The 21708-nt window shown below is 53.2% G+C and carries 18 protein-coding genes; 5 read left to right on the forward strand and 13 right to left on the reverse strand.

The window, feature by feature from the left end; translation table 11 throughout:
* Positions 1–69: 69 nt before the first annotated feature.
* Together ggt and COO92_RS04290 are read right to left on the reverse strand one after the other, a co-directional pair.
* On the reverse strand, positions 70–1785 hold the full coding sequence (gene ggt / locus COO92_RS04285) for a gamma-glutamyltransferase (protein WP_206186357.1): 1716 nt from the start codon (positions 1783–1785) through the stop codon (positions 70–72).
* Between the two features lie 157 nt (positions 1786–1942).
* Positions 1943–2779 carry an alpha/beta hydrolase gene (locus COO92_RS04290; RefSeq protein WP_101300219.1) on the reverse strand — a complete coding sequence of 279 codons (837 nt, stop codon included), beginning with the start codon at positions 2777–2779 and terminating at the stop codon, positions 1943–1945.
* A gap of 247 nt (positions 2780–3026) precedes the next feature.
* On the opposite strand from COO92_RS04290, the gene COO92_RS04295 reads away from it, so the two are divergent.
* Positions 3027–3707 (forward strand): Crp/Fnr family transcriptional regulator, encoded by a 681-nt coding sequence (locus COO92_RS04295; RefSeq protein ID WP_101300221.1) that lies wholly within the window; start codon positions 3027–3029, stop codon positions 3705–3707.
* Between the two features lie 292 nt (positions 3708–3999).
* Positions 4000–4377: a DUF423 domain-containing protein gene (locus COO92_RS04305; protein WP_101300225.1), complete on the forward strand. Its 378-nt coding sequence runs from the start codon at positions 4000–4002 to the stop codon at positions 4375–4377.
* Positions 4378–4536: 159 nt separating this feature from the next.
* Here COO92_RS04305 and rpmG read toward each other — a convergent pair whose 3' ends face one another.
* The 3 genes from rpmG to COO92_RS04320 form a co-directional block, all read right to left on the reverse strand.
* Complete coding sequence (rpmG, locus tag COO92_RS04310; RefSeq protein ID WP_008890790.1) at positions 4537–4704, reverse strand: 50S ribosomal protein L33; 168 nt, start codon at positions 4702–4704, stop codon at positions 4537–4539.
* Positions 4705–4798: 94 nt separating this feature from the next.
* Positions 4799–6358, reverse strand: a complete 1560-nt coding sequence (locus tag COO92_RS04315) for a S41 family peptidase (protein WP_022730654.1) — start codon at positions 6356–6358, stop codon at positions 4799–4801.
* A 139-nt stretch (positions 6359–6497) separates the two neighbouring features.
* Complete coding sequence (locus COO92_RS04320; RefSeq protein WP_101300226.1) at positions 6498–6878, reverse strand: DUF983 domain-containing protein; 381 nt, start codon at positions 6876–6878, stop codon at positions 6498–6500.
* Positions 6879–7062: 184 nt separating this feature from the next.
* Here COO92_RS04320 and COO92_RS04325 point away from each other — a divergent pair, with 184 nt between their 5' ends.
* Entirely contained in the window at positions 7063–7845 is a 783-nt protein-coding gene (locus tag COO92_RS04325; RefSeq protein WP_101300228.1) for an Hpt domain-containing protein, read from the forward strand.
* A gap of 88 nt (positions 7846–7933) precedes the next feature.
* On the opposite strand, the gene rnr is transcribed toward COO92_RS04325, so the two are convergent.
* From rnr to COO92_RS04360, 7 genes are all read right to left on the reverse strand, one after another.
* Entirely contained in the window at positions 7934–10378 is a 2445-nt protein-coding gene (rnr, locus tag COO92_RS04330; protein WP_101300230.1) for a ribonuclease R, read from the reverse strand.
* Positions 10379–10426: 48 nt separating this feature from the next.
* Entirely contained in the window at positions 10427–13069 is a 2643-nt protein-coding gene (gene topA, locus COO92_RS04335) for a type I DNA topoisomerase (protein ID WP_101300232.1), read from the reverse strand.
* A 166-nt stretch (positions 13070–13235) separates the two neighbouring features.
* The gene (gene dprA / locus COO92_RS04340; RefSeq protein WP_240626321.1) at positions 13236–14513 is read right to left on the reverse strand and encodes a DNA-processing protein DprA; all 1278 of its coding nucleotides are present in this window, start codon (positions 14511–14513) and stop codon (positions 13236–13238) included.
* 59 nt (positions 14514–14572) lie between these two features.
* Entirely contained in the window at positions 14573–15241 is a 669-nt protein-coding gene (gene plsY / locus COO92_RS04345) for a glycerol-3-phosphate 1-O-acyltransferase PlsY (RefSeq protein WP_206186358.1), read from the reverse strand.
* A gap of 1 nt (position 15242) precedes the next feature.
* Positions 15243–16565: a dihydroorotase gene (pyrC, locus tag COO92_RS04350; protein WP_101300234.1), complete on the reverse strand. Its 1323-nt coding sequence runs from the start codon at positions 16563–16565 to the stop codon at positions 15243–15245.
* Complete coding sequence (locus COO92_RS04355; RefSeq protein ID WP_101300911.1) at positions 16562–17521, reverse strand: aspartate carbamoyltransferase catalytic subunit; 960 nt, start codon at positions 17519–17521, stop codon at positions 16562–16564. The genes pyrC and COO92_RS04355 overlap by 4 nt, the downstream gene beginning before the upstream one ends.
* Positions 17522–17686: 165 nt before the next feature.
* Positions 17687–18610 (reverse strand): AEC family transporter, encoded by a 924-nt coding sequence (locus COO92_RS04360; protein WP_101300236.1) that lies wholly within the window; start codon positions 18608–18610, stop codon positions 17687–17689.
* Positions 18611–18860: 250 nt separating this feature from the next.
* On the opposite strand from COO92_RS04360, the gene COO92_RS04365 reads away from it, so the two are divergent.
* Complete coding sequence (locus COO92_RS04365; RefSeq protein ID WP_101300238.1) at positions 18861–19676, forward strand: VOC family protein; 816 nt, start codon at positions 18861–18863, stop codon at positions 19674–19676.
* A 68-nt stretch (positions 19677–19744) separates the two neighbouring features.
* On the opposite strand, the gene ruvX is transcribed toward COO92_RS04365, so the two are convergent.
* A complete protein-coding gene (gene ruvX / locus COO92_RS04370) occupies positions 19745–20281 on the reverse strand; it encodes a Holliday junction resolvase RuvX (RefSeq protein ID WP_101300913.1) in 537 nt (178 codons plus the stop codon).
* A gap of 294 nt (positions 20282–20575) precedes the next feature.
* Between ruvX and COO92_RS04375 the strand changes: the two genes are divergently transcribed.
* Positions 20576–21676: an ABC transporter ATP-binding protein gene (locus tag COO92_RS04375; protein ID WP_101300239.1), complete on the forward strand. Its 1101-nt coding sequence runs from the start codon at positions 20576–20578 to the stop codon at positions 21674–21676.
* Positions 21677–21708 lie beyond the last annotated feature (32 nt).

Consider the following 21708-nt stretch of genomic DNA (forward strand, 5'->3'; position numbering starts at 1 on the left):
ATGTATGACGTTTCCAATGAAAAACGGGCAGACACACCATGTGCTGCCCGTTTTGTCTGACCAAGGTGGTTACTCCCCGATCACGATACCTTCGCGCCGTGGATCGGCGCCACCAATCAGCCCATCCTCGGTGATCATGATGGTATGGATACCGGAATTAAGATCCCGAATGCTGGTCTCAAAGCCCATGTCCTCAAGGGCCGGGGCAAGGTCCTCGGCCCAGGTACCTGCTTCCAGATCAAAGGTGCCGAACCGGTTGACCAAATGGGGCATGGTGACCGCTGCCTGAGGATGCTGTTGCCAGTCAATCATGGCGATGATCGACTGTGTGACATAGCCAATGATCCGTGACCCGCCGGGCGATCCGGTTGCGATAAATGGTTTATTGTCCTTCATGACGATTGTCGGCGCCATTGAGGAGCGGGGGCGTTTGCCCGGTTCAAGCCGATTGGCAATGGGAACGCCGTCCGTGTGCGTGCGGAAGGAAAAATCAGTCAATTCGTTGTTGAGCATGAAGCCCCGCACCATCAGGCGTGAGCCAAAACCGTTTTCAATCGTGGTCGTCATCGATGCAACGTTGCCGTAGGCATCAACAATGGAAAAATGGCTTGTGCTGGGAAATTCGATGGCGTCGTCGTCAGAAAGGTTCATCGCGTGGCTAAAGGCTGGCGTTCCCGGTGCGACATCTTCAAGCGCTTTATCGCGGTTAAGCTGTTCGGACCGGTCTGCGAGATAGTCCGCGTCAAGCAACCCGGTTAACGGCATAGGAACGAAATCAACATCGGCCATATAACGCCCGCGATCCGCAAAGGCCAAGCGGGATGCATCCCCAATCAGGCGCCAGTTTTCTGCTGAATTCGGACCGAGCGATGCAATGTCATAGGGCTCGAGCAGCCCAAGCGTCTGACCAACCGTGAGGGCACCTGACGACGGTGGCCCCATGCCGCAAACATCATATACACGGTAGGTCGCGCAAACCGCTGCGCGTTCTTTGACCTGATAACGGGCAAGATCGTTAAGCGATAAAACACCGGGGTTCCAGCTTGCGCCAGTGACTTTGGCGACGATGTCTTTGGCTATCTGTCCGGTATAGAAGTTCGTTGTCCCGTTTTCGGCCAGATCTTTTAGGGTCGTGGCATATTGCGGGTTTTTTAAAACCGCCCCGACTGTTAATGGTGCACCGTCTTTGTCAAAGAAATAGCTTTTCGCAACCGGATCACGTGAAAGCTTTTCTTGGTCACTGGCGATCAGTTCTGCCAGTCGCGGGGAAACTGAGAAGCCGTTGGTCGCTGTGTTAATTGCCGGGGCAAGCAAATTTTCCCATGGGAGTTGCCCCCACTTTTCGTGGGCGGATTTCATCAAGGCCGGAGTCCCCGGTGTTCCGACCGACCGTCCACCAACAACTGCATCATAGAATTCAAGCGGTTCGCCGTTTTCATCTTGAAACAGGGTCGGTGTGGCATTTTCCGGTGCGGTTTCGCGTCCATCCAGCGTTGTAAGCTTTTCTGAGTTTGCATCATAATACACCAGAAAAGCGCCCCCGCCGAGGCCCGAGGACTGCGGTTCTACAAGGCCAAGCATCGTTTGCACGGTCACCATCGCATCAATCGCATTGCCGCCACGGCGCAGGATGTCTGCTCCTGCCTGAACTGCAAGCGGGTTAGCCGCCGCGATCATCCAGTTATCGGATGTGATCGATCTGGCGAGCCCGATGCGTTGTGTGTTGCCGGTTTCTGGCGCGACGGCGTCGGTGGCTTGCTGGGCATGTGCCGAGGGTATGGACATGCTGGTTAAGCAAGCAATCGCTACAAAGGATGCAAGGCGAGAAGATGTATTTTTGCGGGGCATATCAACAACCTTTTATCTGGTGAGACTTTAAATCCAGAGGTTGTTCATGCTTCCAGAATTTCCACAAAATGGAAAGCGCTTGTTTTCGCCGTTGTCATGCAGCGCTTTTGTTGCCTTTGCGACGTTCCTGAGTAACGAGTGTAACTTCAAGCCATTGCAGGATAGTTTCTGCAACCTTTTCCCAGTTTTTATCAAGCATCATGGCATGCGCGATATCATCAATCAGCGCATAGTCGGCGTTATAGCGCCGGGCAGTCCGATGGATCAGCTCGCTTTGGATAATCTCGTCATTGCGTGCGCCAAGAACAAGCATCGACGGTACTTCTGTGGATGACAGGAAAACAGGATTTGCCCCCATCATGTCCATCAATGCCCGATGACTTTCGGTCTCGAGCCGTCCAAAATAGATCATCCCTTCATCTTCGGCGATGTCAGGCGATAGCATCGCACGCCCAAGACGCTCGCGGAGCAATGTGTGTGGTCCGATGGCCTGTAACCAGAACATCTGGAAAAACAGATCAGGCTGGGCCATCGCCATCATCGCATTGCTTGCCAAAAGTCCCTCTGGCGGCACGGATGCCAAAAGAACTGCCGCCTCGGCGGTATGGCGTTCAAGATATTTCTGAATAACATAGCCGCCCATCGAATGACCGATCAGGATAGGCTTTTTACCCAGTGTCTCGACGATTTCTTCCAGATCCTCGACATAGTCGTCAATTGAAGCAAGGCTGCGCAATGCGCGGCCTCCACTGCCGCCATGGCCACGAAGAGAGAAGGATATTGTTTCAAACCCCTGATCGGCAAACCAGGTGAGGAAATGCTCGTTCCAGCACCAGGCACCGGTATAAGCGCCATGGACAAAAACGATTGGGTTTTTGCTTTTGGCTTTGCCAGTCGGGCTGCGGCGAAAGATTTCCAACTCGGGACTCATGGTCGGTCTCCTTGGTAATGGGACGGACGAAAGATGAAGCCTTGTCTGAAAACGTCGATCACATGTTCGCACATGCAGCATAGACAAGTCTATCTTGATCTGGTTTCGAACATTTCAATGCGCAATGATTGTCAGTCTACCTTTGTTTGCATATGATCAAACTTGATACTGCAATGGGGTGGACCTTCCTGTTTAAGACAATGGGCTGTTCTCATAAAAACAACACAAAAGCGAAAAGCACGGACACATGGTTAAATTATCTGTCGTCGGGATTTTGGCGGGTTTGGACGAGGAGGCGCTTACTGATGTGGAGCGCCACATTAACCGGAAAAACTTCTCGGCCGGGGCACAAATGATCGAACCGGAAGCCGACAGTTCAGATGTTTATCTGATCCTGTCTGGTCGGGTGCGGATCGTGAATTACTCGCTGTCCGGGCGTGAAATCACGCTTGAAGAAATCGGGGCAGGTGGCTGTGTCGGCCAGCTTTCAGCCATTGATGGGCAGCCAAGGTCGGCCTGTGTGTTTGCCGTGGACGATACAGAAGTCGCCATCCTAAGTCCGGCCAATTTTGAAACGGTTGTCAAAAGCCATCCGTCGGTCGGCTGGAACGTCATTCGCGAACTCGCACGCATTGTACGCACATCCACACGGCGCATTGTCGATGTCAGCACCCTTGGTGCCAACGAACGGGTGGTTGCCGAAATCATGCGCCGTGCACAGCAAGTCTCAGACGATACAGGCGCCGCAGTATTGTCACCGGTGCCGGTGCATTCCGAAATCGCCGGACGTGTCAGCACATCGCGTGAAACGGTGGCCCGCGTTATGGGCAGTCTTGGCCGCAAGGGGCTTGTGAACAAGGTCGATAACGGCCTGCATGTCCCCGATGTGCGCCGACTTGAAGAATTCCTGAGTGAATCCATCCACTAAGCTGTGATCTGTTCTGGCTGGGGGTTTTGCATGACTGTCTCGGATGGGCTGTCATCGCCGAAAATTATTTTCTAATTGTGATGGTTGTCACAGAAATTCGATGATCGCAGGGGTAGTAATAGTCTTGTGACGGACAGTTAGATTGTTCGACACATCTCCCCCAAGAGAGTTTACTGGCCGTACATTTTTATGTACGGCCATTTTTTTTGCGTTATCGCATGGCTGTTTTACCAATCGCCCGGTAATGTCGCGCATGACTTTCATGGCGTAGCCAAGCAGGAGAAAACCCATCATGCGTATGTCTGTTATTCTGGCGGGGCTGAATGGCGCTATCGCGGTCGGACTGGGCGCATTTGCCGCCCACGCGATGGCCGGAAGCGACATGGACTATGCGCGCGGTCTTGTTGAAAAGGGCGCACATTATCAATTGATCCATGCCGTGGCCCTTGTTGCAATCGCGGCAGTTGTTCGCCAAGTGCCCGATGAAAAGCTTTTGCGGGCTGCTGCCTATGCCATGCTGGTTGGCATCGTGTTCTTTTGTGGCGCGCTTTACGTGATTGCGTTTACCGGCTTGTCAGTTTTTGGCGCCGTAGCACCCATTGGGGGGATCGCATTTATTGTCGGCTGGTTGTTGCTTGCTGTGGCTGGGTACCGGCAGTTTTCGTCTTAGGCGACGTGCGGGTGTGGACAGGACGTAATGGTCGTCCTTTAAATGTGGATGCCATTCAGCTCGAACTGGCACAACCTTCCGGGACAAATAAAAAAAGACGTGCCCATAAGGACACGTCTTTTTTAAAGTCTGAGTGTAATCAAGTTCCGAAGAACCAGATTACTTCATTTTCGCTTCTTTGAACACGACGTGCTTACGCACGACGGGGTCGTACTTGCGAAACTGGAATTTCTCGGTGGTATTCCGCGGGTTCTTCTTAACAACATAGAAGTAACCGGTATCTGCGGTGCTTACCAACTTTACGAGGATCGAAGCGGGCTTCGCCATGTCTCTGCATCCTGTGTTCAGGTGTATCTCAGGCGCCGGAACATAAAGGTTATCGACAGACTGTCAAGCCATTTTGGCAAAAAATAATGCATTTTTACTCGACGTTAAAAATGTCCGCGATTTCCTGTTGTCCAGCAAAGACGAGCGTCCTGTAATAAGGGTGGTTTTTGATCAATTCAAGGGCAACTTCAACGTCAAATCCTGTGCCATGCGTATCGGCCGGGCAGACGTCCCGAAGCTCTCGCCGTGTTGCTTCATCCTGATAATCAAGACTGCGCCACTTTGTCATGATCTTGGTGATCTGATCGTGATGGGCCAGAGCATTTGTTACTTGATCGGACGCATTGATTTTCTGCGTCGCCGGTGTGCCCGTACATACCGCCGGGAACAGTCCAATTCGATCGAACGTATAGCCAGAAGGTGCCGTCATGCGTGACCACGTGAACGTCAGCGTACCTTTGTTAGGAAGATCGTTGATGGCCTGAACAGAACCCTTGCCAAAACTGGTCGATCCAATCAGCACGGCGCGATTGCGATCTTGAAGTGCTGCTGCGACCAGTTCCGCCGATGATGCCGTGCGCCCGTCAATCAACACGACAAGCGGGACGCCAGAACTGACATCACCTGTTTCAGCTTTAAACACATGGCGTGCGGCCATCACGCGCGAAAACGTGTTGCCAATGGGACCGTTTTCCAAAAACAGGTCGGCAACTGCCACACCCTGCTGCAAAAGGCCGCCACGGTTGCCACGAAGGTCAAGGATGACCCCTTTGAGCCCGCCAGGACGTAATTGAGCCGTTAGAAGGCTGTCACCAAGGGCAGAGGCCGTCGCATTGTTAAAACTGCTCAGGCGCGCAATCAGCACATTGTCGCGAAACTCGGTAAAGACTGTCCGGTCAATCACCCGTTCACGCACAATCTCCATCGGGATGATTTGTAGTGAACTGGCGGTATTGACCTCCATGCGCACACTGCTGCCTTCTTCGCCATGCAAAAGGTCTGCTGTGAACTGGCTGGTCTGGCCATACATGTCATCGCCATTGACTGAGATGATCTCATCACCCGGATGCAAACCGGCCAAATCGGCTGGACTATCAGGATGAACCAGTTTGACCACAGGGTATCCTTCCCCGCCAATCACACGGACCCCGATCCCGATATAGCCATCACGACGGTTGCGCGCCGTTTCAGCCTGCTTTGGGCCTTCATAACGGCTGTAGCGATCCAGATTGCGGATCGCACCGCTGATCAGGGCGGATTGAATGTCTAGTGTCGAACTGGAACGCAAATCCGGCGAATAAGCCCGGTATGTACTCAGTCCCTTGATGGTGATCTCTGACCACACCATCGGGCTGCCGCCACTGTCGGGCGTTTTGGGAAGCTCGATGGTTTGCACTGTTTGCGTGCCATAGTTCAGAACAAGGTCATCAGGGGTAATATTTACCCGAATGTTGTTATCCAGATCAGAAAGGCCATCAAGTGTGTTAACCAGAATCTGTTCGCGGCTGATCGGATCAATATAGCGTGTCGCAACCAGTTCAATGGTCTGGTTAAGCAGATCTCGCGTTTGCGGATCATCAACCGATGTTATTGCGGGCTGGTTGGATGTGGCACATGCTGCTTGCCAAAGACAGGCACCAACAAGTACGACCATACGCAAATGTCTTCGCGGACGGCACGTCAAAGAGCAAGTGTCGGTGATTGGCAAAGCAGCTGTAACCAATTAAATGTTCCGGTTCAAATAAAGTGCCAAGAGGACCAATTCTAAAGGAAAACCGCCATCAGGCCAATGGCTATCCTTTGATCCCCATGGCCCACTGCGTGCCCAGAACAGCTCCCTTGACGAACGGCAGAATGCCAAGGCACAACACAACCGTTGTCGGCAGCCAGACAACCAATTGAAGCGTCATCGACGGGCTCATGGATTGTTCCATGGCAAGGGCGCCTGACACAACAATGTGTCCCACCAGAAAAATGGTGAAATAGGGCGGGGCATCGTCACAGCGGTACTCGCCAATCGGATGTTCGCAGACGTCGCATTCAGATCGAAGTTTAAGATAGCCGCCAAAAGCAAAACCTTTTCCGCAATTGGGGCATTTGCGGCGAAAACCACGGCGCAGACCTGTCATTAGTCGGCTGCCGCGGCTTTGGTGTGGGGCGTGCGCGTCGGTCATGGGGCGAGAACTCCGGTTTCTTTTTTGTCCCCTTGATCCGGGGGCTAAAAAGGGGCATTGAAACGTCAAACCATCATCATGATGTTCAATAGCGTAAGCAAGAGAATTCGTTCCAGCCAATTCAGCTCCTGCGCGAACTAAAGATTATTGAACGTTATCAAATACCTGCCAAAGGAGTGACCCAATGGGAAATGCCGACGATATCGTCGCCAGTCTTAAACAGGACTTCATTGAGGACACCGTGGACCGGGTCGACCGGATTGAAACCACAATTGATCGTATCGCAGGTGGTATGGATGAAGCCGGACCGGGGATTGCCGAACTGCGCCGCGAAGCCCACACCGTAAAGGGACTTGCGGGATCATTTGGTTTTCCACTTGTCGGGGCAATTGCCCATCGTCTGGAAGACTACATTGCCGAACTGACCGAGATTAATGATCTTGAGGCGGCTTCGCTTGTAGATTTCACCAGTTGGATCCGCGAGATCATTGAAAGCGGGACCAACCCGGCTGCTGATGAAGAAACACGTATTCTGCGCTCTCTGCCAACCCGTAGCGCCAAAGCTGACGAAGAAGGAGCAAAAGATACTGCGGTCACGGCCAATGACAAGGAAGTCCTTTTGGTGACGGCGACGGCTGTACAGGCACGTTTTCTGCAGCGCGAGTTGCGCGAAAAGGGTTTCCGCACCATCACGGCACGCACTGCTGTCGAAGCATTTGAAACCGTTGTGCAATCACATCCTGATGCCGTGATCACAGCCGCCGTTCTTGATGGATTAAGCGGTATTGAATTGATCCGTGCGCTGGCTGCGATGAAAACTCTGACCAATAAAAAACTTGGTTTGCTGACAAGCTTCGATGCCGGTCATCCCGACCTTGAAGGCTTGCCGGGCAATGTCGCGATTATCAGTAACCGTGGCAAACAAACGGCCGACCAACTTGCAAAATTCATCGATACAATGATGTAAGCAATGTTTGTGGAAACCAGATCAGTGCGAAAAAGGGCGGCCACCTAAACGGGCCGCCCTTTAAACGTCTTAACGGATGTCTTGGGTCTTATTGCGGTTTGTCACCGCGTTTTGCATTGCTGCGTGCAACGCGATCGGATGCGACCATTTTACGCTGCTTTTTTGGGGTTGTTTTCTTTTTGCCCCCGGGCTTGGCCGCACCTTTCCCCTTGGACTTTGTTGCAGACGTCCCACCCGGACCAGCGGCATCGCGTGGGCCGGATCGGAAACCCGGCTTGCTGCCGTGACGGTGGCTGCGATCCCCCGGGCTGCCGCGGCGGTTTTGTGGGCCACGACGGCCACTGCGTGGGCGTTCTTCCAGATCGCGTGCCGTGATATCGGCATGTTCGGCCAAACGCAGTGCCAGCGACCCCGTTGCGGCATCAGCATCGGCAATGCGCACAACAACCTGATCCCCCAGACGGAACGTCTTGCCACGGTTTTGGCCAACCAACGCGTGGTTGGCGGGGTCGTGAACGTAATAGTCGTCGGGCAGGGTGGAAATCGGTACCAGACCATCCGCGCCGGTTTCCTGCAACGAAATGAACAGGCCAAAATGCGTCACACTGGAAATCTTGCCGGGGAACTCGGCTCCGACCTTGTCAGACATATAGGCTGCAACATACCGGTCAACCGCGTCGCGTTCTGCCATGGCTGCACGGCGCTCGGTACCGGAAATGTCGGCACCGATTTGCTCAAACCGTTCCCCTTCTTCAGGTGGCAGAGCACCTTCACCAAGTTTCAAACCGGCAATCAATGCGCGATGAACCAAAAGATCGGCGTAGCGTCGGATCGGAGATGTGAAATGCCCGTATTTGTTCAGTGCCAAGCCAAAGTGCCCGATGTTGTCGGGGCTATACATCGCCTGTGACTGGCTGCGCAATACCACGGTATTGATCAGTTCGGCCTCTGGCGTGTCTTTGGCTTTTTCAAGGATCTGGTTGAAGTCACGCGGTCGCAGAACCGCTGCCTTATTCAGCGTATAGCCAGCCCCTTCAAGGAATTCACGCAGCGCTTCAAGCTTTTCCTCGCTTGGTGCATCGTGGATACGATACATGCAAGGTTGCTTGATACGCTCAAGTTCCTCGGCCGCGCAAACGTTGGCCGCGATCATGAATTCTTCGATCAGTTTATGGCTGTCAAAGCGGGCACGCGGTGCAATGGCAACGATCTGACCCTGATCATTAAGTTCGATCTTGCGCTCGGGAACATCAAGTTCCAGAACACCACGGCGTTTGCGTGCCTGCAGGAAGGCGTCAAACGCGCCATAAAGCGGTTTGATGACCGTATCGACCAGCGGACCCGTTGTCTCGTCTGGCTGGCCATCCACGGCGCGCTGAACCTGATCATAGGTCAAACGTGCGGCGGAGCGCATCATGCCGCGACAGAACTTATGCCGAAGCTTGTGGCCATTTTTATCGAGCCACATTTCAACAGCCATACAGCCGCGGTCTTCATGGGGAACAAGCGAACACCAACCGTTTGACAGTTCAAACGGCAACATCGGCACCACGCGGTCAGGGAAATAGCAACTGTTACCGCGTTTTACTGCTTCGCGGTCCAATGCGTCGCCCGGACGTACATACCAGGACACATCGGCAATCGCCACCATAAGGTGCCAGCCGCCCTCGTTTTCCGGGTCGGTGTCGGCTTCTGCCCAGACCGCATCATCAAAGTCACGCGCATCGGCGCCATCAATGGTGACAAGCGCGATGTCGCGCAGATCTGTACGTTTGTCCATCGGCGTTGCCTTGGACTCACGGGCCTGTAATTCGACTTCTGGCGGGAATTCAAATGGAATGCCACGCGCATGGATCGACACAAGGCTGATCGACTTTGGTTCGTTGATGTTGCCAAGAACTTCGGTGATGCGGCCTTTGCGCAATCCAAAATGTTTGCCCGGCAGAATTTCGGTTAAAACCAGCGCACCGGCCTCAAGATCGGGATGATCATCTAGTGGCACCGCGATTTCGCCGCTATCCTTGCGGTCTGTTGGCACAACACGGCCTTCGCGCTCGTTCGGTCGATAAAGACCCAGAACGCGTTGAGGACCGCTGCCCAGAACCTTCATGATGCTGGCTTCGTAGGTTTGCTTGCCAGTATAGCGCAACTTGGCGAGGATCTTGTCACCAACGCCCGGTGCACTTGGTCCACCGCGACGGATCGACTTGACCGTGATCTGTGGCGGTTCGTAGTCGTGCTTCCAGACATTTGGCTTGGCAAGAACTTCGCCGTCATCGTCAATGCCGGTGATTTCAAGAACATCGACCGGGGGCAGGCGGTCTGGTTTATCAAACCGTCGACGTCCCTTGACGACGTCACCGCCGATATTCAGGTCTTTGAGGACTTTTTTAAGCTCAATTTTGGCCGCACCTTTAATGTTAAAGGCGCGCGCGATCTCGCGCTTGCCGACCGGGGTCGGGCTCATGCCGATGAACTCAATGATTTCTTCCCGTGTCGGGAAGTGCTTCTTATCGTCTCTATCGTTCGCCAACTTTGCGGCGTCCTTTCAATCGTGTCACCCGAAAAAGGAAGGCGGCGATTACGTCGCCGCCGCCTTTTTCGTGGTTGTCTTTTTCGCTGCAGGTTTCTTTGCAGCTTTCTTTTTAGCGGGGGCTTTCTTGGCCGCTGTTTTCTTCGGAGCCGCTTTCTTCGCCGTGGCTTTGGTGGTTTTGCCCGACTTGGCTTCCTTTTCCTTAATCGCCTTGATCGCCATCTCCAGCGTGATGTCGTCACGTTCAACGTCGCGGATGTTGGCGATGGTCTTTTTGTGCTTCACAAACGGACCCCAGCGACCAACGGCAACAAAGATCGGTTCATTGTCGTCAGGATGCTTGCCTATTTCTGTGCCGGCCTTTTCACGTTTGTCCGCAATCAGGGTAATGGCGCGGTTTTCGCCAATCGTCAGGACGTCATCATCGGCCTTAAGCGACGCAAATATGCTACCTGCCTGAACATAGGGGCCGAAACGACCAACATTGGCTTTCATTTCTTCACCGGTATCAGGATAAATCCCGACCAGCCGCGGCAACGTCAGAAGCTCCTCGGCTTTTGACAGGTCAACGACCGACGGTTCCAGCCCCTTGGGCAAGGATGTCCGTTTCGGTTTGACCTTCTTGGGCTTGCCGTTTTTGCCTTCGACTTCTTCTTCTTCGCCAAGCTGCACGTAAACGCCGTATGGGCCTTTGCGTAGCGTAATTTCCTTGCCGGTTTCCTTGTCAATACCAAGGACCTTTGGTCCGGCATCAAGTTCGGAATCACTGCCGTTTTCATTGGCAACCAACGGACGGGTGAAATTACATTCCGGATAGTTTGAACAGCCAAGGAAGGCGCCAAACTTACCCAGTTTCAGGCTCAATTGCCCGTCTTCGCATTTCGGGCATTTGTGTGGATCTTTGCCGTCTTCGCGGGTCGGGAACAGATAGTTTTCCAGCATCACCTGAAGCGCATCAAGCACTTCGGTGATTTTAAGTTCCTTGGCTTCGTCAACGTTACCTTTGAACGAAGACCAGAAATCTTTCAGAACATCTTTCCAGGCCAGATTGCCCATCGAGACTTCATCAAGTTGGTTTTCAAGGTCGGCGGTGAAGTTGTATTGCACGTAGCGTTCAAAGAATTTCGACAGGAACGCTGTGACAAGACGCCCACGGTCCTGCGCGACAAAGCGACGACGTTCGAGCAAGACATAGTTACGATCTTGCAACACTGAAATGATCGACGCATAGGTCGACGGTCGGCCAATGCCGAGTTCTTCCATCTTCTTGACCAGGCTCGCCTCGGTATAGCGGGGCGGCGGCTGGGTGAAGTGCTGATCAATGCTGACTTTGCCAAGATCGGGTTTCTGGCCTTCTTTTAACGGCGGCAGGCGACGATCTTTTTCATCGTCTGAATCATCATCCTTGCCTTCCTGATACAGTTTCAGGAAGCCGTCAAACTTTACGACCGAGCCATTGGCACGCAAAACAACGTGATTGTCATTCGATGACAGATCAACAGCAACCTGATCAAAACGCGCGTCTTCCATCTGACAGGCGACGGTCCGCTTCCAGATCAGGGTATAAAGGTTCAACTGATCTTTATCGAGGTGTCGCGCCACCTGATCGGGGCGACGGAACAGATCGGTTGGACGGATGGCTTCGTGGGCTTCCTGCGCGTTCTTGGATTTGTTGGCAAAGCTGCGCGCATTTGCGGGCAGATACTGATCACCGTAATCCTTGCCGATCAGGCGACGTGCCGCGGCCAATGCTTCGCCCGACAATATGACGGCATCGGTACGCATATAGGTGATCAGACCAACGGTTTCGCCGCCAATATCAATCCCCTCATACAGGCGCTGGGCAAGCTGCATGGTCCGCTTGGCACCAAAGCCAAGCTTACGCGATGCTTCCTGCTGCAAGGTTGACGTGGTGAAAGGCGGCTGCGGACGGCGTTTAACGTCTTTGCGCTCAACCTTGGAAACCGTGTAGCTACGCGATTCGACTTTTTCTTGCGCAATCTTGGCGGCGTCTTCGTTGCCAAGGGCAAGTTTGTCGAGTTTTTCACCATTCAAATGGGTGAGACGGGCCGAAAAATTGCCTTCCGGGATCGTAAACCCAGCTTCGAGCGACCAGTATTCATCGGCGCGAAATGCTTCAATCTCGATTTCGCGTTCGCAAATCAGACGAAGTGCGACCGATTGCACACGGCCTGCCGACCGTGAACCGGGCAGTTTGCGCCACAGAACCGGTGACAGGTTAAACCCGACCAGATAGTCCAGTGCGCGGCGCGCCAGATAGGCGTCGACCAGCTCTTTATTAAGCTCACGCGGATTGGCAATTGCCTCGGTAACAGCCTTTTTGGTGATCTCGTGAAACACGACGCGATGGACGTCACGCCCACGGAGCAATTTTTTCTGCTCAAGCACCTCAAGAATGTGCCACGAAATGGCTTCACCTTCACGATCCGGGTCAGTCGCGAGATAGATGGTATCGGAGTCTCGCGCCGCTGACGCAATTTCACGGATCTGTTTTTCAGATCGACCGTCTGTTTCCCAGATCATCGAAAAGTCGTTATCGGTATCGACCGAACCGTCTTTGGACGGAAGGTCGCGGATGTGACCGAAAGAGGCCAGCACCTTAAAATCATCACCGAGATATTTGTTGATCGTCTTGGCTTTGGCCGGGGATTCGACGATGACAAGATTCATTACGTTTTTCGTGTCCGGTTCTTGCGCCCGAAGGCGATCATTATGCTGTGTTTCGAATAATCCGAATGAGCGACACATATATATAGTGTATCGGAAGTCCAGACCAGATTGCGCAAATTGCAGCAAATCACAACAATATTTGTCACGCCCGATTTCGACGCGACTCTCATTTGGCGATACGCGATACCCTATTTCCGGGGTGACGTTCAACCCTTCCTGCAAGTTCGAGTTCAATCAGAATGCTCGAAATGCTGTTTGCCGGAAGCTCAGACGCCCGAATAAGGTCATCAATCAGAAGCGGTGTGGTCGATAAAAGATCAAGAACTTTGCCACTCTGATCCGCATCGGTGTCGATGGGGGATAAATCCCCCAGTTCGCTATCAATTTCAATGCTTTGTGACGGTTCTTTTGATCCAGAATTTTCCGCATCCTGAACAATCGATTGTGCGATGTCATCATACCGCGCCGGATCGCTATTTGCCTCAGGGCTGTGTGCGTTCGTGTTAAATTGATGAAAATCTTCAAAAAGGTGCGTGTTTTGCGTCGCATCACGCAAGGCATCCAAAATCACATCCGCAGAGTCGCATAATATTGCGCCGTCCCGGATCAGGCTATTTGGGCCTGCTGCACGCGGATCGGTTGGGGAACCGGGGACGGCAAACACATCGCGTCCCTGTTCACCGGCAAATCGTGCCGTGATCAAGGAACCGGAATTTCGGCCCGCTTCAATCACGACCGTTCCGTATGACAGGCCGGAAATAATGCGGTTCCGCCTTGGGAAATGCCGCGCTTGTGGCTGTAAACCGGGCGGCATTTCCGAAATAACACAGCCCTGTTCGCACAGTTTGCCATAAAGATCGCGATGTTCGCGTGGATAGATGACATCAACCCCACCGCCCAGAACGGCAATGGTGCCGCCATTCGCTTTTGGATCGGCCGTAAGGGCCGCTTCATGGACTGCCCCATCAATGCCGCGCGCCATGCCCGACACCACAACATACCCCGCATCACATAGGCTGTGGCTAAGCTTTCGGGCAAATCCGCATCCGTTGGCCGATGCGTTGCGTGCCCCGACCAGCCCAATCGCAGGGCGGGCCAAAAGCTCAACACGGCCGACGGCATAAAAATAAGGTGGGGCATCTTCGATCCGGGCCAGAAGGGCGGGATATTCAGGGTCACCCCAAATAACCGGTTTTGCACCGCATTTTTGGGCCAGTTCGATTTCCAAAACCGTATCGTTCCTGCTGGCTAGAACGATTTTACGAAATCCTTTGGTTTTGGCAATAATGTCAGGCAACTGTTCGATCGCATCACGGGCCGTGCCAAATCGATCAAGAAGTTTGCGAAATGTGATCGGGCCAATATTGCTGCTGCGCGCCAGTCGTATGCGCGACAGACGTTCAGATTGCGATAATCGCGAAGGTTGCTCATGATCAAAAAACATAACGCCCGGATTGTGCTCATCCGGGCGTTAATTCGTCAAGTACTTCAAAAGACTGTCGCTCAGCTCGCTTGGATATCTTCGTCCTTGTCGCCGTCTGCTTGTGCGTCTTTTTTCTTTTGCCCGATTTTGGGTTCTTCACCGCGCAGAAGGCGTCTGATGTTGGCGTGATGGGCCAGCCAGACAATCACCGCCAAAAACACGCCAAGCCATCCAGCACCCGGATCATTGGCAATAAAGAAAGCGGCAAGTGGGGCTGCGATCATTGCAATCAGGGCCGAAAGCGATGAAATGCGGAATATCAGCGCCATCACCAGCCATGTAAGTGCCGCGCTAAGCCCCATGATCCAGTTTACGGCGGCCAGGGTTCCAAGGGTCGTGGCAACACCTTTGCCGCCCTTAAACCGCAGCCAGACCGGAAACATATGGCCAATCACGGCGGCCCCACCGGCAAAGATGCCCTGTTCGACGCCGACAAGGTGGGTGAAAATCAGAACCGCAAACGCACCTTTGCCCGCGTCCCCAATCAGTGTCAGGAAGGCAAGGCCCTTGCGTCCGGTGCGTAAAACGTTGGTTGCACCAATGTTGCCCGAACCGATTTTGCGAATATCACCAAGACCGGCCATGCGGGTGAGGACAAGGCCAAACGGAATGGACCCCAGCAAATAACCGCAAACTGTTGCCACCTGAAGCGACATCAACATTGCTTTGTAGGTTGCATCAAGTTCCATCTCAGGCACCTTCCGTAAAGACTTCGCGGCCATCAATCAGGGTGCGCAAAACGCGGCCCTGCGTCAGACGACCATCAAAGGGCGAGTTTTTTGATTTGGACTGGAATTGGTAAGGATCAATTTTCCACGGACGGTCCGGATCAAAGATCACAAGATCCGCAGGTGTGCCTTCTTCAAGCGTGCCAGCCCCCTTGATGCGGACAAGCGCTGCTGGAACACGGGTCAATTTCGTGATGACCTCAAGCAGCGACATATGCCCGTTGTGATAGAGCTCAAGTGCGATGGGCAGCAACGTTTCAAACCCAACACCACCGGCGGCGGCTTGCGCAAAAGGCAGGCGCTTTGAGTCAACATCTTGCGGGTTATGGTCCGACGCAATGGCATCAATCGTGCCATCGGCCAAACCGGCAACAATCGCCTGACGGTCGTCTTCGGATCGAAGGGGTGGGGACAGTTTGGCAAATGTCCGGTAATCAGACACCGCGTTTTCATTGAGCGCAAAGTAAAACGGTGCCGTGTCACACGTGACTTTTAGGCCACGTTTTTTGGCCTTGCGGATCACTTCAACCGATTCACCTGTCGAAATATGGGCAAAATGCAAACGTCCACCCGTCATTTCAACCAAACGCAGGTCACGTTCAATCTGAATAACCTCGGCCAGGGGCGAAACACCCGAAAGTCCAAGGCGGGTGGCAAGTTCGCCACTGTTCATCGCCGCACCCTTGGAAAGTTCCGGTTCCTCGGGGTGCTGAACAATCATGCCATCAAAGAAAGTCGAATAGGCCAGCGCCTGACGCAAAAGGCGTGCGCTGGCAATTGTTTGAATGCCATCGCAAAAGGCAACCGCACCAGCCTGATGCAATAGGCCAAGCTCGGTAATTTCCTTGCCTTCAATGCCTTTGGAGACCGCGCCATAGACAAAAACTTTTGCCAATCCAACCTTGCGCGCGCGCCGTGCGATGAACTCAACACCCGCCACGTCATCAATCACCGGATCGGTGTTGGGCAGGGCAATGATCGTTGTAATGCCACCCGTGGCAGCCGATTTTCCCGCGGTTTCGATGGTTTCCTGATGCTCAAACCCCGGTTCGCGCAATTGCGCGCGCATATCCACCAGTCCGGGAGCGAGACATGCTCCGTTCAAATCAGTGACCTGATAACCGTCGGGCACTGTATCGGCCGTAACATCGGAACCGCTTTTAAGGATTTTATCGTCGTTGATCAGAATACCACCAAGGGTATCGGTCTGTTTTGCCGGATCAATCAGGCGGGCATTGATAAATGCCTTTTGGCCAGCGCCTTTGGCGCGAATGGCGGGGCTCATGCCTGACCTCCCATCGTTCTATGGTTCTGGACAAGCAGTTCAAGTGTCGCCATGCGCACGGCAACCCCCATTTCGACCTGTTCGCGAATGACCGACCGTTCGACGTCATCAGCCACTTCACTGTCGATTTCGACACCACGGTTCATGGGGCCGGGATGCATGATCAGCGCGTCGGGTTTGGCATTTGCCAGTTTGGCGCGATCAAGCCCATGGAAATGGAAATACTCACGCACCGAAGGGATAAAGCTTCCTTCCATGCGTTCAAGCTGAAGACGCAACATCATCACGATGTCGCAGTCTTTCAGGCCTTCTTCCATGTTATGGAAGATCTCAACACCCATCCGGTCGATCTTTGACGGGATCAAGGTCGGTGGGGCCACAAGGCGCACCCGCGATCCCATAGTGTTGAGCAAAAGGATATTGGACCGTGCCACGCGTGAATGGGCGATATCCCCACAAATCGCAACGTTGAGACGATGCAGGCGACCTTTGTGGCGACGAATGGTCAATGCATCCAGTAACGCCTGTGTCGGATGTTCATGGCGACCATCCCCGGCATTCAAAACCGCACAATTGACCTTCTCGCTAAGCAATTTGACAGCACCACTGTCGCCATGGCGCACGACAAGCGCGTCCGGGTTCATCGCATTGAGTGTCATTGCCGTATCAATCAGGGTTTCACCCTTTTTGACCGAACTCGTTCCCACCGTCATGTTGATGACATCCGCACCAAGCCGCTTGGCGGCAAGCTCAAAGGACGTCAGGGTACGGGTGGAATTTTCGTAAAACAGATTAACAACCGTGGCACCGGCCAGAATGTTACTGGTCTTGTCAGCAGAACGGTTCTTTTCCGCGTAATGCTGTGCCCGATCAAGAATAAGGGTGATTTCCCCGGGGGTAAGACCCTCGATGCCGAGGAGGTGTGGGTGCGGATAATGATCCGCCGCTGGTCCCATGACGCTCATGGCGTTGCACATTTCCCTTGGGTGATCCTGGAAGAATTTCGCGCGGAGCATACCCAATTGGCCCGGTCACGAAAAGGTAAATATTGTGCTGTTATACTGCCTGTTTCCTGACTGTATGGTCAAGTTTTCGGGCCGGTTGCGTGGACAGGGCCCGCGTTAAACCGCATGCACCAGAATGGCAATGATTGGCATGCTCGCAATTGCCACCAGTGTATGGACAGTAATGATACTAGCCATCATCGGCGCATCCCCGCCCATCAGGCGCGCCAGTACATAGGCACTGGCCGAACAGGGCAGGGCGGCATATAGGACAACGGCTGCCATGTCGGTCGTGGGTAATCCCAATGCGATGCAAAGCCCCGCGGCGATTGCCGGGCTGATTGCCAGTTTTCCAATTGTTGAGATACCAACGGGAATGCCCGCCTGCCGGGCTGCTGTCAGATCAAGTCCGGCTCCAACCGCAAGCAACCCGATCGGAAGGGCTGCCCGGCCAAGAACCTCAAGAAACGGACCAATGACCGGGGGCAAACCAATCCCGATGACGTTCACAAGGCTTCCGAGGACACAGGCCATCAACAGTGGATTTTTGCCGACATCGCGCAGCAGCGACAACACACCGGGTGTACGGTCATTGTCACCCCAATGCGCGCAGGCAAGAACCGAGATAACATTGACTGTTGGCACCACCAGTGCAACGCAAAGGGCGGTCACTGTTAATCCATGCGTCCCTAGCAAGGCGGCCGCAACGGCAAGGCCGATATAGGTATTGGGCCGAATGGCCCCTTGCACCAGCGATGAAAATGCCGCCGGGCTGACTTTAAGCACCGGTTTGATTGCAAGAATTAAAAGCGTACAGATCGCAATTGTCCCCAGCATTGCCCCGGCAATCCCCAACAACGGCAAACTGCCAAGGTCGGCCTTGGCCGTATTGGAAAACAGCAAGGCCGGGAAGGTGACAAAATAGGTCAGTTTTTCCGCACCCGGCCAAAACGTGTCTGGCAGAAAACGCCGTTGACGTAAAACATACCCCAGAATGATCAGGGCAAATGTCGGTAGCAGGGCGGAAAGAATGGCGATCATCAAATGTCTTTCAACATGGAACTGCGAGCACTGTTTGTCTTTCGATCAGCAGTCTGGAGCTTGATTTACAATTGTAAAGCAACCACTTGGTCTAGGGAACTGGTTTGCAGAATATGATCTGACCGTGAGCCAGTTGTGCTTTGCCGATGATATCAGACTGTGATAGTCAGCACAGGGTTCATAATGCTGACAATGTACACTGATTTCAATTGAAAGCGTTTTCTACGCCACCACCATAAGGGGTTACCAAATGCCGCGCGCGATTGATCATCTTGTTTTGTGTGTGAACGATCTTGATGCCGCAATTGCCGCATATGTTGAGCTTGGCTTTACCGTAACGCCGCGTGCGATCCACCCGTTTGGGACCGGAAATGCGCTGATTCAGCTCGATGGTATGTACATCGAATTACTGTCGGTCATTGAGCCAGCCAAGATTGCCGAAACCGATCTGGCGTCGCCATTTTCCTTTGCCGTTTATAATCGTGACTATCTGCGCCATCGTGAAGGCATGTCGATGCTGGCCCTGCAATCACACGATGCGGAAAAAGATCGCGAAGATTTCATGGCTGCCGGGGCGGCTGTACCGCGCGTCTTTCATTTCGAACGAGATGCCAAAACCCCACAGGGCGATGAGGTTGGTGTGGCGTTTTCGCTGGCATTTGCCAACCATCCATTGTTGCGAAATGCGGTCAGTTTCGTCTGCCAGCACCGGCATCCTCCCCAGAATTTTTATTTCCCCGAATATCAGTCACATCAAAATACGGCCTGCGCGATTGGCAAGGTCTTCTTGTCGCATTGGGCTGCGGATGCCGTGCGCGAATTCTATCAAGGCATTGATGTCGATGGGGTGATCGAAGCCCTGCACGGCGATGAGCTGATCGATAAATATGGCATTGATGATCCAAACTTCCCAACAGACGGGTTTGCCGGATTTGAGTTGATTGTCGATGATATGTCCAAGACCGTGGATGCGGCCAAATCGCTGGGAGCGATTTATAAGAAGGATCAGTTGATCCTGCCGCCCTCGAAATTCTTTGGCGTGATGGTCGTGATCACTGCCAAATAAAAAAGCTGCCTGAAATGTCAGGCAGCTTTAAAATTGGCATTATGTCGTTTGCGCTTGGGGCAGGGCGTTTATGCCTCGTTGCCCTCATCATCAAAATCGTCTTCTTCTTCATCGGGCACGGCATTCTCGCCCGGATCGGTATGACGGTTAAGGTTGTCAAGCGCACCTTGCAGGATATAGGCGGCCGCCGTTTTATCGACGACTTCCGCGCGACGTTTGCGCGTCATGTCGACTTCCTGGATCAGGATGCGCTCAACCGCATTGGTCGACAGGCGCTCGTCCCACATCAAAACGGGCAGGTCGATATATTTTTCCATCTCGTCGATGAACGCGTAAACCCGATGGCAAGCTTTCCCAATCGTACCGTCAAGCTCACGCGGGAAGCCAATGACGATGCCCCCGACATTCTGCTTGGTGACGATTGATGAAAGCTGTGCAACGTCGCGGGTGAATTTCTTCCGCGAGATCAGCTCATAAGGTGATGCAATCTGCAGCCCGACATCTGAAAGGGCCACGCCAATGGTTTTGGTGCCAAGATCAAGCCCCAAAACGCGCGCTGCTGGTGTCAGGCACCGCAGCAATTCCTGTGTATCATTGCAAATCATGGCGACCTTATAGGTTCGTTGGCGATAAAATACCAGCGCAAAGCAATCATGTTGCCCATCCGTGAACGCATAGCAGGCTGCACCCCGGGTAGCAGTCGATAATGCTGCTTTTGGTGTAATCTTTGTGTGGTTATGTCGCAATCCTTCTATATTTGGTGTTTCTTTAGGTTGAACTGAAGCAGCTTGTTTGTTCTAATGTGTGAATTCAAAATTTGAGCAAAACTGAAAACAGCACAAAATTTGTGCGAAAACGAAACTCAAAGTGAATGAAGATAAAACAGGGGGTATTTGGGCTTGACCGACGGTGCATCTAATGACGCGTTTGTTGAATTTGAACGCGTACAGAAAAGCTACGATGGCGAAACGCTTGTCGTGAAAGATCTCAACCTATCGATGCCAAAGGGCGAATTCCTGACGATGCTTGGCCCGTCAGGGTCTGGCAAAACGACATGCCTTATGATGCTCGCAGGTTTTGAGACAGCCACACATGGCGACATTCGTCTGGGCGGTATTTCCATCAATAATATCCCGCCGCACAAGCGCGGTATTGGCATGGTGTTTCAGAACTACGCACTGTTCCCGCATATGACCATTGCCGAGAACCTTGCGTTCCCGCTCGAAGTTCGCAAGCTTGGTAAGGCCGAGCGCGAAGAGAAGGTCAAAAGGGCACTCGACATGGTTGAGATGGGCGATTTTGGTGGTCGCCGTCCGGCACAATTGTCGGGTGGACAACAGCAACGTGTCGCTTTGGCGCGCGCACTGGTGTTTGAGCCAGAACTTGTTCTGATGGATGAGCCGCTAGGCGCACTTGATAAACAGCTGCGTGAAAAAATGCAGTTTGAAATCACCTATCTGGCGCATCAGTTGGGCATCACCACAGTTTACGTGACCCATGACCAGACCGAAGCCCTGACCATGTCAGACCGGGTTGCCGTGTTTGACGATGGCCGCATTCAGCAGCTTGCGCCGCCAGATAAGCTTTATGAAACACCGGAAAACAGCTTCGTCGCCCAATTCATTGGCGAGAACAACACACTTGAAGGTGTTGTCAAAGAAATCAAGGGCAATACTTGCGTCATTGAGCTCGATGGCGGCGAAGTCATTGACGCCGTACCGGTCAACGTAAGTAAAGTCGGCGAACGCACCCGTGTGTCGATCCGCCCAGAACGCGTTGAATATAACCGGGATCGTCTCCACGAAGATGCCCACACGCTCAAAGCCGAGGTGCTGGAATTCATCTATATGGGCGATATTTTCCGCACACGTCTGCGTGTGGCCGGAAACGACGAGTTTGTGATCAAAACAAGAAACGCACCAGATCAGGTACGCTTGAAGCGGGGCCAGCAGATCGAAATCGGCTGGCTTGCAGAAGATTGCCGCGCTCTAGACGCGTGACGATCAGACTTTAGGCAGAAACAGGATTGGCA

The organism is Thalassospira lohafexi (assembly GCF_002844275.1).
Lineage (GTDB): Bacteria > Pseudomonadota > Alphaproteobacteria > Rhodospirillales > Thalassospiraceae > Thalassospira > Thalassospira lohafexi.

Bases quoted from the DNA above. Each gene is read 5' to 3' on its own strand.
- COO92_RS04315 (WP_022730654.1), bottom strand. From the start codon at position 6,358: ATGGTCGTACTTGTTGGTGCCTGTCTTTGGCAAGCAGCATGTGCCACA.
- COO92_RS04295 (WP_101300221.1), top strand. From the start codon at position 3,027: ATGGTTAAATTATCTGTCGTCGGGATTTTGGCGGGTTTGGACGAGGAG.
- topA (WP_101300232.1), bottom strand. From the start codon at position 13,069: ATGAATCTTGTCATCGTCGAATCCCCGGCCAAAGCCAAGACGATCAAC.
- rpmG (WP_008890790.1), bottom strand. From the start codon at position 4,704: ATGGCGAAGCCCGCTTCGATCCTCGTAAAGTTGGTAAGCACCGCAGAT.
- ggt (WP_206186357.1), bottom strand. From the start codon at position 1,785: ATGTCCATACCCTCGGCACATGCCCAGCAAGCCACCGACGCCGTCGCG.
- COO92_RS04325 (WP_101300228.1), top strand. From the start codon at position 7,063: ATGGGAAATGCCGACGATATCGTCGCCAGTCTTAAACAGGACTTCATT.
- COO92_RS04360 (WP_101300236.1), bottom strand. From the start codon at position 18,610: ATGATCGCCATTCTTTCCGCCCTGCTACCGACATTTGCCCTGATCATT.
- COO92_RS04355 (WP_101300911.1), bottom strand. From the start codon at position 17,521: ATGGGACCAGCGGCGGATCATTATCCGCACCCACACCTCCTCGGCATC.
- plsY (WP_206186358.1), bottom strand. From the start codon at position 15,241: ATGGAACTTGATGCAACCTACAAAGCAATGTTGATGTCGCTTCAGGTG.
- pyrC (WP_101300234.1), bottom strand. From the start codon at position 16,565: ATGAGCCCCGCCATTCGCGCCAAAGGCGCTGGCCAAAAGGCATTTATC.
- dprA (WP_240626321.1), bottom strand. From the start codon at position 14,513: ATGTTTTTTGATCATGAGCAACCTTCGCGATTATCGCAATCTGAACGT.
- COO92_RS04290 (WP_101300219.1), bottom strand. From the start codon at position 2,779: ATGAGTCCCGAGTTGGAAATCTTTCGCCGCAGCCCGACTGGCAAAGCC.
- ruvX (WP_101300913.1), bottom strand. From the start codon at position 20,281: ATGATTTGCAATGATACACAGGAATTGCTGCGGTGCCTGACACCAGCA.
- COO92_RS04320 (WP_101300226.1), bottom strand. From the start codon at position 6,878: ATGACCGACGCGCACGCCCCACACCAAAGCCGCGGCAGCCGACTAATG.
- COO92_RS04305 (WP_101300225.1), top strand. From the start codon at position 4,000: ATGCGTATGTCTGTTATTCTGGCGGGGCTGAATGGCGCTATCGCGGTC.
- COO92_RS04365 (WP_101300238.1), top strand. From the start codon at position 18,861: ATGCCGCGCGCGATTGATCATCTTGTTTTGTGTGTGAACGATCTTGAT.